The sequence below is a fragment of the Nocardia sp. FBN12 genome (genome assembly GCF_054031145.1).
Genome location: NZ_CM132926.1, coordinates 1,689,436 through 1,702,568, shown reverse-complemented (window position 1 = coordinate 1,702,568; position 13,133 = coordinate 1,689,436). Strand labels below are relative to the sequence as shown.

General features: G+C 66.8%; 14 protein-coding genes. 7 read left to right on the top strand and 7 right to left on the bottom strand.

Annotated features, from left to right (window positions below):
• Positions 1-4: 4 nt before the first annotated feature.
• The 6 genes from ACWZHB_RS08405 (at position 5) to ACWZHB_RS08380 (ending at position 5,022) form a co-directional block, all read left to right on the top strand.
• The gene (locus ACWZHB_RS08405; protein WP_427907363.1) at positions 5-1,090 is read left to right on the top strand and encodes an NAD(P)H-dependent amine dehydrogenase family protein; all 1,086 of its coding nucleotides are present in this window, start codon (positions 5-7) and stop codon (positions 1,088-1,090) included.
• Between the two features lie 110 nt (positions 1,091-1,200).
• Positions 1,201-2,046, top strand: coding sequence for an aldo/keto reductase (locus tag ACWZHB_RS08400; protein WP_427907362.1), 846 nt, complete (start codon positions 1,201-1,203; stop codon positions 2,044-2,046).
• A 183-nt stretch (positions 2,047-2,229) separates the two neighbouring features.
• Positions 2,230-2,370, top strand: a complete 141-nt coding sequence (locus ACWZHB_RS08395; protein ID WP_427907361.1) for a hypothetical protein — start codon at positions 2,230-2,232, stop codon at positions 2,368-2,370.
• A gap of 20 nt (positions 2,371-2,390) precedes the next feature.
• Positions 2,391-4,172, top strand: coding sequence for a thiamine pyrophosphate-requiring protein (locus tag ACWZHB_RS08390; protein ID WP_427907360.1), 1,782 nt, complete (start codon positions 2,391-2,393; stop codon positions 4,170-4,172).
• Positions 4,172-4,633, top strand: coding sequence for a CinA family protein (locus ACWZHB_RS08385; RefSeq protein WP_427907359.1), 462 nt, complete (start codon positions 4,172-4,174; stop codon positions 4,631-4,633). Before ACWZHB_RS08390 ends, ACWZHB_RS08385 begins: the two co-directional genes overlap by 1 nt.
• 41 nt (positions 4,634-4,674) lie before the next feature.
• A complete protein-coding gene (locus ACWZHB_RS08380) occupies positions 4,675-5,022 on the top strand; it encodes a DUF6766 family protein (RefSeq protein WP_427907358.1) in 348 nt (115 codons plus the stop codon).
• Between the two features lie 40 nt (positions 5,023-5,062).
• Here ACWZHB_RS08380 and ACWZHB_RS08375 read toward each other — a convergent pair whose 3' ends face one another.
• From ACWZHB_RS08375 to ACWZHB_RS08355, 5 genes are all read right to left on the bottom strand, one after another.
• Complete coding sequence (locus tag ACWZHB_RS08375; protein ID WP_427907357.1) at positions 5,063-6,202, bottom strand: TetR/AcrR family transcriptional regulator; 1,140 nt, start codon at positions 6,200-6,202, stop codon at positions 5,063-5,065.
• 78 nt (positions 6,203-6,280) lie between these two features.
• A complete protein-coding gene (locus ACWZHB_RS08370; RefSeq protein ID WP_427907356.1) occupies positions 6,281-7,111 on the bottom strand; it encodes an SDR family NAD(P)-dependent oxidoreductase in 831 nt (276 codons plus the stop codon).
• Between the two features lie 13 nt (positions 7,112-7,124).
• The gene (locus ACWZHB_RS08365) at positions 7,125-7,526 is read right to left on the bottom strand and encodes a MaoC/PaaZ C-terminal domain-containing protein (protein WP_427907355.1); all 402 of its coding nucleotides are present in this window, start codon (positions 7,524-7,526) and stop codon (positions 7,125-7,127) included.
• Positions 7,523-7,981 (bottom strand): MaoC family dehydratase N-terminal domain-containing protein, encoded by a 459-nt coding sequence (locus ACWZHB_RS08360; RefSeq protein ID WP_427907354.1) that lies wholly within the window; start codon positions 7,979-7,981, stop codon positions 7,523-7,525. The genes ACWZHB_RS08365 and ACWZHB_RS08360 overlap by 4 nt, the downstream gene beginning before the upstream one ends.
• Positions 7,981-9,156: a lipid-transfer protein gene (locus ACWZHB_RS08355; protein ID WP_427909113.1), complete on the bottom strand. Its 1,176-nt coding sequence runs from the start codon at positions 9,154-9,156 to the stop codon at positions 7,981-7,983. The genes ACWZHB_RS08360 and ACWZHB_RS08355 overlap by 1 nt, the downstream gene beginning before the upstream one ends.
• Positions 9,157-9,283: 127 nt before the next feature.
• Between ACWZHB_RS08355 and ACWZHB_RS08350 the strand changes: the two genes are divergently transcribed.
• A complete protein-coding gene (locus tag ACWZHB_RS08350) occupies positions 9,284-10,831 on the top strand; it encodes a long-chain-fatty-acid--CoA ligase (protein ID WP_427907353.1) in 1,548 nt (515 codons plus the stop codon).
• A gap of 67 nt (positions 10,832-10,898) precedes the next feature.
• Here the strand turns inward: ACWZHB_RS08350 and ACWZHB_RS08345 are convergent, their stop codons facing one another.
• Positions 10,899-12,143: a dihydrolipoamide acetyltransferase family protein gene (locus tag ACWZHB_RS08345; protein WP_427907352.1), complete on the bottom strand. Its 1,245-nt coding sequence runs from the start codon at positions 12,141-12,143 to the stop codon at positions 10,899-10,901.
• Entirely contained in the window at positions 12,136-13,128 is a 993-nt protein-coding gene (locus tag ACWZHB_RS08340) for an alpha-ketoacid dehydrogenase subunit beta (RefSeq protein WP_427907351.1), read from the bottom strand. The genes ACWZHB_RS08345 and ACWZHB_RS08340 overlap by 8 nt, the downstream gene beginning before the upstream one ends.
• Positions 13,129-13,133: the final 5 nt, after the last annotated feature.

Below are 13,133 nucleotides of genomic sequence, written 5' to 3'. Positions count from 1 at the left end.
GACCATGACTCATCGTGTAGTGCACTGGGGCACAGGCAATGTCGGACGGCACGCGCTGGGAGGCGTGCTGGCCGATCCCCGGCTCGAATTGGTCGGCGTGCACGTCTCCGGGCCCGACAAGGCGGGCCGCGACGCAGGCGAGCTCGCCGGAGCCGCGACCGCCACGGGCATTCACGCCACCACCGATACCGCGCAGATCCTGGCGCTGCGGCCCGACTGTGTGGTCTATACGGCCATGACCGACAACCGGCTGATGGAGGCGCTTGCCGACCTGCGGATGTTGCTGTCGGCCGGCATCAACGTCGTGGCCAGCGCGCCGGTGTTCCTCCAGTACCCCTGGGACGTACTGCCCGCGAACCTGCTCGAGCCCGTGGAACAAGCTGCGGCACAAGGTAATTCGTCACTGTTCGTCAACGGCATCGACCCCGGCTTCGCCAACGATCTGTTGCCGCTGGCGCTGGTGAGCACCTGCCGTGCGGTCGAACAGGTGCGCTGTCTCGAGATCGTCGACTATTCGACCTACGACAATCCCGCGGTCATGTTCGACATCATGGGCTTCGGCCGCCCGATAACGGAGACGCCACTGCTGTTGCAGCCGGGCGTGCTGTCGCTGGCCTGGGGCAGCGTGGTGCGTCAGCTCGCCGCGGGCCTCGGCATCGAACTCGACACCGTCACAGAGAATTTCGAGCGACTGCCCGCACCGGAAACCTTCGACATCGCGTCGGGCACCATCCCCGCGGGCACCGCCGCCGCCCTGCGCTTCGAAGTCCGCGGCATGGTCGGCGACCGCGTGGTGACCGTGCTCGAGCACGTCACTCGTCTGCGCGCCGACCTCGCCCCCGACTGGCCACAGCCCGCCCGCGCAGGCGGTTCCTACCGCGTCGAGATCACCGGCGAACCGCACTACACCCTCGACCTCGCCATGTTCAGCGACCACGGCGACCACAACCACGCCAGCCTCGTCGGCACCGCCATGCGCCTGGTCAACGCCATCCCCGCCGTAGTCGCCGCGCCCCCCGGCATCCGCACCACCCTCGACCTCCCCTTCATCACCGGCACCGGCCTGGCGGACCCGGATCGGAGGTACTGACCGCATCAGTCACCGGATTGGCATGTGTGCTCGCCGGGGGTGGCCGGGATGACGCACCTGACGGCCGACACGTCCTATGTTGTCGGAGTGGCAACGAAAGGAGTATTTCCATGCAGACCGTCACCCTCAACAACGGCGTCGACATGCCGATCCTGGGATTCGGGGTCTTCCAGATTCCCGACGACGAAACCGAGAAAGTCGTCATCGAAGCGCTCGAAGCCGGATACCGCCACCTCGACACCGCCGCCAGTTACGGCAACGAAGAAGCGGTCGGCCGCGCGATCAAAGCCAGCGGCATTCCCCGCGAACAGTTGTGGGTTACCACCAAACTGTGGGTGCAGCCCGCCGGGGAGGACAATACGAAACGTGCTTTCGAACGCTCGCTGCGCCGCCTCGGACTGGACTACCTCGACCTCTATTTGATCCATCAGCCCTTCGGCGACTACTACAGCGAATGGCGCGCGATGGAAGCGCTGCACAAGAAAGGCCTGGCCCGGGCCATCGGTGTCTCCAATTTCTACCCCGACCGGCTCGTCGACCTGATCGACCACAACGAGATCACCCCCGCGGTCAACCAGATCGAAACCCACCCGTTCTTCCAACGCCAGGACTACCAGAAGCAGATGGCCGAGCTGGGAGTGCAGATCGAATCGTGGGGTCCGTTCGCCGAGGGCCGCAACAACCTGTTCACCGACCCCACTCTCACCGCCATCGCCGCGGCCCACGACAAATCCGTCGGCCAGGTGGTGTTGCGCTGGCTCACCGAACGCGGCGTCGTCGCCATCCCGAAATCGGTTCGCCCGGAGCGCATGGCCGAGAATTTCGACATCTTCGATTTCACCCTCACCGCCGAGGAAATGGCGCAGATCGCCGCTCTCGACACCGGCGCGTCCCTGTTCTTCGACCATCGCGACCCGACGATGGTGCACCAGCTCGGCACCCGCTCGATCGACTGACCGACCTCCATCAGCCGGCATCAGCAATGACGAACTCGACGCCCGAGGAACTCGACTGCCTCGGCAACGCCGAAGAACTACCCGCGGGACCGCTGTTTAGGAATCGGTATCCGCGGTACGACCACACTGGGCGGTCGAGGACGCCGACCGCCGGAACGGATATCCCGCAGTCGAAGGAGGACCATGGTTTCGCGCGACATCATCGCTCAATTGCGACAGGACATCACCACGGCCACTGACGCCGGAGACGAAGCGACCGCCCAGCGACTTCGCGACGAATTGGCGAAGGCATCGGAGCAGTCCGACGATCGACCCGCCGAGTAGGCAGCCGGAGGAGGGGAACCATGCCGATGCAGGTCGCGGACTTCGTCCTCCAGCGGTTACGGGAGTGGCACATCGGGCAGGTGTTCGGATACCCCGGTGACGGCATCAACGGTCTGATCGCCGCGTTCGGGCGTGCCGAGAACTCCCCCCGCTTCGTGCAGAGCAGGCACGAGGAGATGTCCGCGTTCCAGGCCACCGGGTACGCGAAGTTCAGCGGCGAGGTCGGCGTGTGCGCGGCCACCTCGGGACCGGGCGCGATCCACCTGCTCAACGGCCTCTACGACGCCAAGCTCGACCATGTGCCGGTGGTGGCCATCGTCGGCCAGACCGCCCGCAGCGCGATGGGCGGCAGCTACCAGCAGGAGGTGGACCTGCAGGCGCTGTTCAAGGATGTGGCTTCGGACTATCTCGTCGAGGTGAATGTCGCCAACCAGCTGCCCAACGCGCTGGACCGGGCGATCCGCACCGCCGTGGCCCGCCGCGCGCCGACCGCGGTGATCATTCCGGCGGACCTGCAGGAGGAGCCGTACGAGCCACCCGCGCACGCGTTCAAGCAGGTGCCGTCCAGCCCGCCGGGCATGTCGCGCAGCATCTCGGTGCCGACGGGGCCGGAGGTGGAGCGAGCGGCGGATGTGCTCAACGCCGGAACCAAGCTCGCCGTGCTCATCGGCCAGGGCGCGCGCGACGCGGTCGACGAGATACTCGAGGTCGCCGAGCTGACCGGCGCGGGCATCGCCAAGGCACTGCTCGGCAAGGACGTGCTGTCCGATGACCTCCCGTTCGTCACCGGCTCGATCGGCCTGTTGGGCACCCGCGCGAGCTATGAGCTGATGCGCGACTGCGACACTCTGCTGATCGTCGGCTCGAACTTCCCCTACAGCCAGTTCCTGCCCGAACTGGATCAGGCCCGGGCCGTGCAGATCGATGCCGACGGCGCGTCGATCGGGATGCGCTACCCCACCGAGGTGAACCTCGTCGGAGACGCGAAAGCCACACTGCGCGAAGTGATTCCGCTGCTGAAACGCCAGCAGGACCGCTCCTGGCGCGACACCGTCGAGGAGAACGTACGGCACTGGTGGCAGACGCTCGAACGCCAATCCATGCTCGACGCCGACCCCGCCAACCCGATGCGGGTGGTGTGGGAACTGTCGCAGTGTGTTCCGGACAATGCGATCATCACCGCGGATTCGGGCTCGTCCACCAACTGGTACGCCCGTTGTCTGCGCATGCGTGGCACCATGCGCGGCTCGTTGTCGGGCACGTTGGCCAGCATGGGTGCCGGTGTCCCCTATGCCATCGGCGCCAAGTTCGCGCACCCGGACCGCCCGGTGATCGCGCTGGTCGGTGACGGTGCGATGCAGATGAACGGCCTCAACGAACTGATCACCATCCAGCGCTACCAGCATCTGTGGACCGATCGACGTCTGATCGTCTGCGTCTTCCACAACAACGACCTCAATCAGGTCACCTGGGAGTTGCGCGGCATGGGCGGAGCGCCGAAATTCGAAGAGTCGCAGACACTTCCGGACATCTCCTACGCCGAGATCGCTCGTTGCACCGGCATCGAGGCAATCGCCGTCGACACCTCCGACGGCATCCGGCCCGCGTGGGATCGCGCGTTGGCCGCGGCGGGCCCCGTACTGCTCGACATCCGCTGCGACCCCGAGATGCCGCCCATCCCGCCGCACGCGACCGCCGAGCAGATCAAGGACCTCGGTCGCGCCGTACTCCAGGGCGACCCGGGTGCGTGGCATCTGCTGGTCCAAGGTGTGAAGAGCAAGGCTCAGGAATTTCGGCCCTGATGGTGACGACCGCGCACCAGCTGGCCGACCTCGCCGAACAACGCGGGCTGACAGTAGCTGTCGCCGAATCGCTGACGGCGGGCAACGTCGCCGCGGCCCTCGGCGCCGCGCCGGATTCGGCGGTGTGGTTTCGAGGCGGAATCGTCGCCTATGCCACCGAAGTCAAACGGCGCGTGCTGGATGTTCCCGATGTGCCGGTGGTGTCCGAGGCCGCGGCGACGGCGATGGCGCGGGGAGTGCGAGCGCTGATGGACGCGGATATCGCCGTCGCCACCACCGGCGCAGGCGGCCCCGACCCGCAGGACGGGGAGCCCGCCGGTTCGGTGTGGTTCTGCGTGGTGTCGCGCGGCGATGCCAGGGCAAGTCACCGCCGATTCGACGGCGATCCCACCGAAGTTGTCGAGCAATCGACGCAGTACGCGATCGAATTGCTGCTGTCGATGGCCAGCGAGCGAACGTGAGCGGCCCGGTGTCGGCCTTCGGCAACCGGGTATAGCCAGTTATGGCACACTTCCGCCGCTGGGGAGCTGTCTACGTGCTGCTGTTGCTGTTCCTCGGCTCATGGGCCGCACAGTTCGTCACCCAGCTGATCGAGTACCGCAATACCCAACACCAGCTCGGCCAGCCGTTCCAGTGGTCCGGATACTGGCCGGAATTTCTCGCCAGCACCTTCGAGAACTGGCAGAGCGAATGGTTCCAGCTGGTCTTTCAGGCCGTGCTGCTTCTCGGCGCCAAGCATTGGATCTTCCGGGTCGACGCCGAGAACACCGAGCGCATCGAATCAAAGGTCGACGATCTGCGCAATTACCTTGTCCCGCTGGACCGGCAGTCGCCGACGCCCAGCGACTGACCCACAGCGGGCGTCTTCGCCGCCTGACCTGGACGCTTCGTCACACGCCGAGGGCGGCGGTGGCGATGGCGGACAGCGGCGCGCTCAGGTTGGAGGTGGCGGTGAAGGCGGGGTCCCGGGCGATGTCGTTCATCGCCATGAGGGTGGCTTGAACGGTCACCAGGGCTTGTTCCGGCGTGAGGGTGGGGCGGGCGGTGCGGCACAGTCTGACCCATTCGCTGACGTAGTCGCGCTGGGCTTGGAGCAGCGGTTCGGCTTGGGCGCCGAGGCTGCGCATTTCGGTGATCAGGATGTCGACGAGGGCGGGGTGGCGCAGGGTGAAGTCGGCGTAGACGGTGACCAGTGCGCGCAGGGCGGCGGCTTCGTCGGGTGCGACGAGCAATGCGTCATCGAGGGTGATCTGGAGGTAGCCGTTGCCGCGGTGCAACGCCACCTCGAGGATCTCCTGTTTGCTGGCGAAGTGGTTGTAGACGCTCGAGGTGGACAGGCCGACGGCCTCGCCGATCGCCTCCATGCCGGTGCTCGCGTAGGTCTGGTCGGCGAAGATGCGCAGCGCCGCACGCAGGACCTGTTCGCGTTTGCTGCCGCGCGAGAGCCCCTCGGGTATTGGAGCCCGGTGTGGCTCAGGCACGTCCACAGCAGCACTCAGGATCGCCCCGGCGATCTCGACGAGGGTGGAGCGGAATTGATCGGGTGGCACGGTGGTGCCATGGAAGGCGGGGCTGAGCAGCGCGGCCAACGCCATTCTCGCGCGCAACCGCGCGCCGAGGTCGGCGGTGTCGCCGATCGCCGCCCGGGTGAACAACTCGCGCAACTGCTCGAGGCGGGCCGCGAGATCCAGGCGTTGTGGGCGCGGGAGATGGCGGGCCTCCCGCACCCACAGCAGGGGCGCAGTGCGCTGGGTGACCGCGAAATTGGCCACCCCGCCCACCACGTCGTCACCGTTCAGCGTCGCCGCGAACCGTTCCAGGGTCTGCTCGATCACTGCGCGCAGCAGATCGTCCTTGCCGCCGAAATGCCGGTAGAGCGCCGACGGCCCGACCCCGACGGCCGCGGCGACATCGCTCATCGCGACGTTCTCGAAACCACTGGTCGCGAACAGCGAGGCCGCCGCGTCGACGATCTGGTCGCGGCGGTCGGCCGGCCGCTTGCGGCGCGCGGCGAGAGGCTGGTCGGACACCACGCGGACTCTACCGCTCACCCGAGCCACAGCGATCGACCGATGATCTCGGTGCCGATCCGGGCGATCTCGACCTCCTCAGACCGTGAATCCGCCGCCGCAGACCACTGTCTGGGCGCTGATGTAGTCCGACTCAGGCCTGCACAGCAGGTAGACCGCGCCCGCTGCCTCCGCCGGAGTTCCCGCGCGTCCGAGCGGGATCTGCTTGGCCATGGCGTCGAGCAGATCCGGGTTCACCCCGACTTTCAGCTCGCGACCCGCCACGTCGATCGTGGCGCTGCCGCCGGCGGGCGCTTCGGTGAGCCGGGTGGTGATCAGACCGAAGGCCACCGTGTTGACGGTGACATTGAGTCGTCCCCATTCCTTGGCGAGGGTCTTGGTCAGCCCGGTGATGCCCGCCTTGGCAGCGGCGTAGTTCACCTGGCCCGCGTTGCCGCCGAGCCCGGCGATCGAGGAGATGTTCACGACCTTGCGGCACGGCACCGGCTCGCCCGCCGCCTTGGCCTGCTTGACCGCCGCCGAGATGATCGGCTGGGCGGCGCGCAGAATGCGGAACGGCGCCTTGAGGTGGACGTCGAGGATCGCGTCCCACTGCTCGTCGGTCATCTTCTGGATCACGGTGTCCCAGGTGTAGCCGGCATTGTTGACGATGATGTCGATGCCGCCGAATTCGTCGACCGCGGTCGCCACGAAGCGCTCGGCGAAGTCGTCGTCGGTGACGCTGCCCGCGCAGGCGACCGCCGTGCCGCCCGCGGCGCGGATGTCGGCCACGGTCTGCTCGGCCGGGTCCTTGTCGAGGTCGTTCACGACCACCGACGCGCCGTCGGCAGCGAATTTGAGCGCGATCTCACGGCCGATGCCACGACCGGATCCGGTGACGATGGCTACTTTGCCGTCGAGTGTTCCCATGATGTGCTCCTGCTCAGTTCTCGCTCGACACGGCGACGACCGCGGTGCCGAGCAGGGTGGAGGTGCCGTCGGCGAGAGTGACGGCGAGGTCGAGGGTGGCCAGTCCGTTGTCGACGGCGGTGACCGTGGCCGTGCAGGTCGGCTGCGCGTGGACGGGCGTGATCGCCGTGAATCGCACTGCCAAGGAACGGATGTCGCGTTGGGGTACCCAGTTGGTGAGTAGTCGGCCGAGGTAGGCCATCGAGAGCATGCCCTGAGCGAAGACATCGTCGAAACCGGCGGAGTGGGCGTTGTCGATGTCGAGGTGGATCGGGTTGTGGTCACCGCTGGCCCCGGCGAACAACGCCAGCGTGGTGCGTGAGATCGGCGGCAGGACAAGGGGCGGCAGCGTAGTGCCGACAGTCGGTGTGATCATGCGGCGACCTCGGGATTTCGGACAACGGCCACGTTGGTGGCCGTGGCGAGCAGTTCTGTGCCGCACCGGAATTCGGTCTGCTTGGTCAGCAGTTCCAGTGCGCCACCGCGTTTCACGGTGACATCGACGATGCGTTCACTGATCGCGATGGTGTCGCCCGCGTAGGCCATGGCGGTGTAGTCGAACCGCTGCTCGCCGTGCAGGACACGACGCAGGTCGATGTCGAGAGCGTCGAAAGAGGCGAAGGGGGCGGCTGATTCGAGGGTCAGGCTGAACAAGAACGTCGGCGGGACCGGGAGATCGCGATGGCCCGCGGCTCGCGCGGCATCCACGTCGGTGAAGATCGGGTCGGTCTCGCCGATGACGCGGGCGAACAGCCGCAACCGGCCCCGCTCGACGTCGACGGTGAAACCGGGCAGGGTCAGCGCCAGCGCGCGGTCGATGTCGATGGCCATCAGCCGACCTTCTCGTAGAGGGTGACGACCGCGGCCCCGCCGAGGCCGATGTTGTGCTGCAGCGCCAGCGTCACTCCGTCGACCTGCCTGTCCTGCGCCTGTCCGCGCAATTGCCACGTGAGCTCGGCGCATTGGGCCAGACCGGTCGCGCCGAGTGGATGGCCTTTCGACAGCAGCCCGCCCGAGGGGTTGGTGACCACGCGGCCGCCGTAGGTGTTGTCACCGTCGCGGATGAACTTCTCCGCGGTGCCCTCGGGGGTCAACCGCAACGCCTCGTAGCTGAGCAGCTCGTTGGCGGTGAAGCAGTCGTGCAGCTCGACGACCCGGATGTCGGCGGGGTCGACGCCCGCGGCTTCGTAGACCTGATCGGCCGCGCGCTGGGCCATGTCGTAGCCGACCAGTTTCGGCAGATCGTCGAAGGTGTTCGGGGTGTCGGTGGTCATCGCCTGCGCGGTGATCGCGACATCGGTGCGCAGGCCGTGACGGCGCGCGAAGTCCTCGCTGGTGATGATGGCGGCCGCCGCGCCGCAGGTGGGCGGACAGCACTGCAGGCGGGTCAGCGGCCCGAAGATCTGCGGCGACGCGAGCACCTCGTCGACGGTCACCTCGTCCCGGAATACCGCGAACGGGTTGTTGCGCGCGTGCTTTCGCGCCTTCACCGAGATCATGGCGAAGGTGGCCGGATCGGTGCCGTACCGCTGCGCGTAGGCGGCACCGGCGCCGCCGAACAGCTGTGCGGCGAAGGGCGCGTCACTGGCTCCGTTGTGCTCGTTGGCCACTGCCATGAAGTCGATGAACGGGCTCGGCCGGTCCGGCCACTTCATGGCGAGCGCACCGCGCTCCATCTGCTCGAACCCGAAGGCGAGCACGCATTCCGCGGCGCCACTGGCGACCGCTTGGCGGGCCAGCCACAACGCCGACGAGCCGGTCGAGCAGTTGTTGTTGACATTCACTACCGGGATCCCGGTCATCCCCACGCCGTAGAGCGCGCGCTGGCCACTGGTGGAGTCGCCGTAGACGTACCCCGCGTAGGCCTGCTGCACCTGTTCGATGCCGATACCCGCGTCGAGCAGGGCGTTGCGGACCGCACCCGCGGCCAGCACGTCGTAGGGCTCGCTCCTGCTCGGCGTCGAGAACGGCACCATCCCGACTCCGGCGACCTGCACTCGCTGCATCACACACCACTTCCTTGGCACGAATCGATATTCACTTCATGGTTACACAACCCTTGACAATCCAGCAATACCCGGCAAAATGTTGTGCAGGTCACACGGATGAAGATTCACTATTGAGGAGTTGGCCGTGCACATCACGCAATCCCTGCATTCGGCGCTGCAACGCGATCCCGGCCGGATCGCCACCATCTTCGGCCCCCGCAGGCGCACGGTCGCCGAATCGGTCGATCGCATCGCGCGGCTGGCGGGGGCACTGCGTGAACTCGGCGTCGAGGCCGGTGATCGCGTGGGGATCTACTCGCTCAACAGCGACCGCTACCACGAACTGCTGATGGCGGTGCCGTGGGCGGACGCGGTGGTCAATCCGGTGAATGTCCGGTGGAGTGTGGCCGAGGTCGCGTACTCGCTCAACGACTGCGGCACCGATGTCCTCGTGGTCGACGACGCGTTCGCCGGTTCTGTCGACGCCCTGCGCGCCGAGGTGACGAACCTGCGCACGGTCATCTTCGCCGGCGACGGGCCGACACCCGACGGCATGCTCGCCTACGAGGAACTCGTGGCCGATACCGCCCCGATCCCCGACGCTCGGCGCGGTGACGACGCGCTCTACGGCGTCTTCTACACCGGCGGGACCACCGGTTTCCCCAAGGGCGTGATGCTGTCGCACCAGGCCTGTCTCACCTCGGCCATGGGCAGTCTGGTGACCACCGATATTCTCACCAGGGGCGGCGTGCTGCTGCATGTCGCGCCGATGTTCCATCTGGCCGATATCGCGGCGTGGAACATCGGCAATCTCACGGGCGCAACCCATGTCATCGTGGGGTCCTTCACTCCCGCCGCGACGCTCGACGCCATGGTCACCCACCGGGTGACCGATGTTCTGCTGGTGCCGACGATGATCCAGCTGCTGGTCGACTGCCCCGGCGCCGCCGACGCCGACCTGGCAAGTCTGCAACGCGTGATGTACGGGGCGTCACCGATTTCCGAGACGGTGATGGCCAAGGCACGCACGGTGTTCGGCAACGCCCGGTTCACGCAGGCCTACGGGATGACCGAGGTAGCGCCGGTCGCCACCCTGCTCACCGCCCACGATCACGACAACCCCGCACTCGCCAGATCGTGTGGACGCGCGGCGGTCCACGCCGAGATCCGCGTCGTCGACGCGGACGATCGAGAACTCGCACGCGGCGAAGTCGGCGAGATCGTGGTGCGCGGCGACCATCTGATGTCGGGCTACTGGAACATGGCCGAAGAGACCGCACGAGCACTGCGCGGCGGCTGGATGCATACCGGCGACGCCGGGTACATGGACGACGCCGGCTACGTTTTCGTGGTCGACCGGCTCAAGGACATGATCGTCACCGGCGGCGAGAACGTCTATTCGGTCGAGGTCGAGAACGCGGTGGCCAAACACCCGGCGGTGGCGCAGGTCGCCGTGATCGGTGTGCCCGACCACGACTGGGGTGAGCGCGTGCACGCGGTGATCGTGCTCGCCACCGACCGGACCGCGACGGAGGCTGAGATCCGGGAGTTCTGCCGCGAACACATCGCCAACTACAAACTGCCACGCAGTGTCGAATTCATCGACGCCCTACCGGTTTCCGGGGCAGGCAAGATCCTCAAGCGCGAACTGCGCACCGCGCACTGGGACGGGGCCGACCGCGCGATCCACTAGGCATTCGGAGATCGCGCGGCCGTGGTTATCCCGTCGGCCTGCCGCACTGCGGAATTCGGCGGCTCGGCTACGCGACAATCCGCAGTGGGTTTTCGAGGAGCTCCTTCAGGGTTGCCAGGAACTGGGCTGCCACCGCGCCGTCGATGGCGCGGTGATCCGCGGACAAGGTGACGCGCAGGATCTTGCGGGCGACGACTTCGCCGTTGTCGAGGCGTAGTTCGTCGGCTGCCGCGCCGACCGCCAGGATCGCGGATTCGGGCGAGTTGATGACCGCGGTGAACTGCTCGATGCCGAACATGCCGAGATTGGAGATGGTGAAGGTGCCGCCCGACATCTCCTCGGCGCGCAGCTTGCGCTCGCGAGCGCGGGTGGCCTTGTCGCGGCTCTCGGTCGCGATCTCGGACACGCTCTTGCGGTCCGCGTCGCGGAGCACCGGAACGAGCAGCCCGATCGGCGTCGCCACCGCGACACCGATATGGATTCCCTTGTGCCGCAACAGCTTGTCACCCGCGAAGCTGACATTGATCGAGCCGTCCTTGCGCAGCGCGACGGCGACGGCCTTGACGAGCAGATCGTTCACACTGACCTTGCTGCCGCCCGCAGCGTCCAGCGTCGCGTTGATCTGCGCCCGGAAGGCGAACAAATCGGTCACGTCGATCGCGCTGGTGACGTAGAAGTGCGGTGCCTGCTGCTTGCTTTCGGTGAGTCGAGCTGCCGAGACGCGCTGAATGTTCGTCAGTGCGACTTCCTCGTATTCCTCCGAGGCTGGAACAGGCTGCGCAACAGGCGCACTCGTGTCACGTGACGGCACCGCGAGGTCAGCGGGCTCGGCGCTGTGCGCCGCCTCCACATCGCGTTTCGTGACTCGTCCGCCCGGCCCGGTGCCGACGACAGCGTCGATATCGACCTGCAATTCGCGCGCGATCTTGCGGGCCAACGGCGAGGACTTGACCACCCCGGTGCGGCGCGGGCCGGTGTGCGATCCCGATAGCGCGGCGGCCGGGACCGTCGCGACGACCTCTGCCGTGGGCGGCGGCGCCGCACTGGTCGAATTCGCCGGTGCCGCAACCGCTCCGGTGCCATCGCCGACGGTCGCGATCGGTTCGCCGATCGCGACGCGAACGCCCGGCTCGGCCAGAATCTTCTCGAGGATCCCGTCCTCGTAGGCCTCGAGCTCCATCAGCGCTTTGTCGGTCTCGATCTCGGCGACGATCTCACCACGGGTGATCTGGTCACCCACCTGCTTGAGCCAGACGGAGACAACGCCGTCTTCCATGGTGTCGGAGAGCCGGGGCATGACGATGTCAGGCATTGCTGGTTTCCTTACCGACGGCGGCGAGGGTTTCCTTCACCGCGGTGTAGAGCGATTCCGCGGACGGCAGGGCGAGCTTCTCCAGTGGCTTGGCATACGGCAGCGGGACCTCGGCCATCGCGACGCGGCGAACAGGGGCGTCGAGATAGTCGAACGCGCCGTCGGAGATCGATGCCGCGATCTCGGCGCCGATACCGTAGGTGAGCCAGTCGTCTTCGCCGACGACCGCGCAGCCGGTCTTGCGGACGGAGGCGATGATGGTGTCGCGGTCCAGCGGACGCAGGCTGCGCAGATCGATCACCTCGACCGAAATGCCCTCGTCGGCAAGGCGTTGCGCGACCTGAGTGGCGAGGGTGGCCATGCGGGAGTAGCCGATCACGGTGATATCGGTGCCTTCCCGGGTGACCGCCGCTTTGCCGATCTGGGCGGGCGGAAGGTCTTCCGGCACTTCACCTTTGGTGTTGTAGAGCGACAGATTCTCCAGGAACAGCACCGGATCGTCGTCGGAGATCGCAGCCTTGAGCAGGGCCCGCGCATCGGCGGGAGTGCTGGGCGCCACGACTTTCAGACCGGGTACGAAGGCGTAGTACAACTCGATATTCTGTGAATGCGTCGCCCCGAGTTGCTGGCCGCCACCACCGGGAGTCCGGATCACCATGGGCACATTGGTCTGCCCGCCGAACATGCCGTAGATCTTCGCGGCATGGTTGACGATCTGATCCAGCGCCAGCAGCGAGAAGTTGATCGTCATGATCTCCACGACCGGGCGCAGACCGAGCATCGCGGCACCGATCGCCGCCCCGACGAAGCCCTCCTCGGCGATCGGAGTGTCGCGCACCCGCTTCTCGCCGAACTCCTCGAGCAGACCGGCGGTGATCTTGTAGGAGCCTTCGAAGACGCCGATCTCCTCACCGATCAGGAAAACGTCGTCGTCGCGTCGCATCTCTTCGCGCAGGGTTTCGCGCAGCGCTTCGCGATAGGTCATGACAG

Bases quoted from the DNA above. Each gene is read 5' to 3' on its own strand.
- ACWZHB_RS08360 (WP_427907354.1), bottom strand. From the start codon at position 7,981: ATGGCCATCGACATCGACCGCGCGCTGGCGCTGACCCTGCCCGGTTTC.
- ACWZHB_RS08365 (WP_427907355.1), bottom strand. From the start codon at position 7,526: ATGATCACACCGACTGTCGGCACTACGCTGCCGCCCCTTGTCCTGCCG.
- ACWZHB_RS08390 (WP_427907360.1), top strand. From the start codon at position 2,391: ATGCCGATGCAGGTCGCGGACTTCGTCCTCCAGCGGTTACGGGAGTGG.
- ACWZHB_RS08340 (WP_427907351.1), bottom strand. From the start codon at position 13,128: ATGACCTATCGCGAAGCGCTGCGCGAAACCCTGCGCGAAGAGATGCGA.
- ACWZHB_RS08395 (WP_427907361.1), top strand. From the start codon at position 2,230: ATGGTTTCGCGCGACATCATCGCTCAATTGCGACAGGACATCACCACG.
- ACWZHB_RS08385 (WP_427907359.1), top strand. From the start codon at position 4,172: ATGGTGACGACCGCGCACCAGCTGGCCGACCTCGCCGAACAACGCGGG.
- ACWZHB_RS08380 (WP_427907358.1), top strand. From the start codon at position 4,675: ATGGCACACTTCCGCCGCTGGGGAGCTGTCTACGTGCTGCTGTTGCTG.
- ACWZHB_RS08400 (WP_427907362.1), top strand. From the start codon at position 1,201: ATGCAGACCGTCACCCTCAACAACGGCGTCGACATGCCGATCCTGGGA.
- ACWZHB_RS08355 (WP_427909113.1), bottom strand. From the start codon at position 9,156: ATGCAGCGAGTGCAGGTCGCCGGAGTCGGGATGGTGCCGTTCTCGACG.
- ACWZHB_RS08370 (WP_427907356.1), bottom strand. From the start codon at position 7,111: ATGGGAACACTCGACGGCAAAGTAGCCATCGTCACCGGATCCGGTCGT.
- ACWZHB_RS08345 (WP_427907352.1), bottom strand. From the start codon at position 12,143: ATGCCTGACATCGTCATGCCCCGGCTCTCCGACACCATGGAAGACGGC.
- ACWZHB_RS08405 (WP_427907363.1), top strand. From the start codon at position 5: ATGACTCATCGTGTAGTGCACTGGGGCACAGGCAATGTCGGACGGCAC.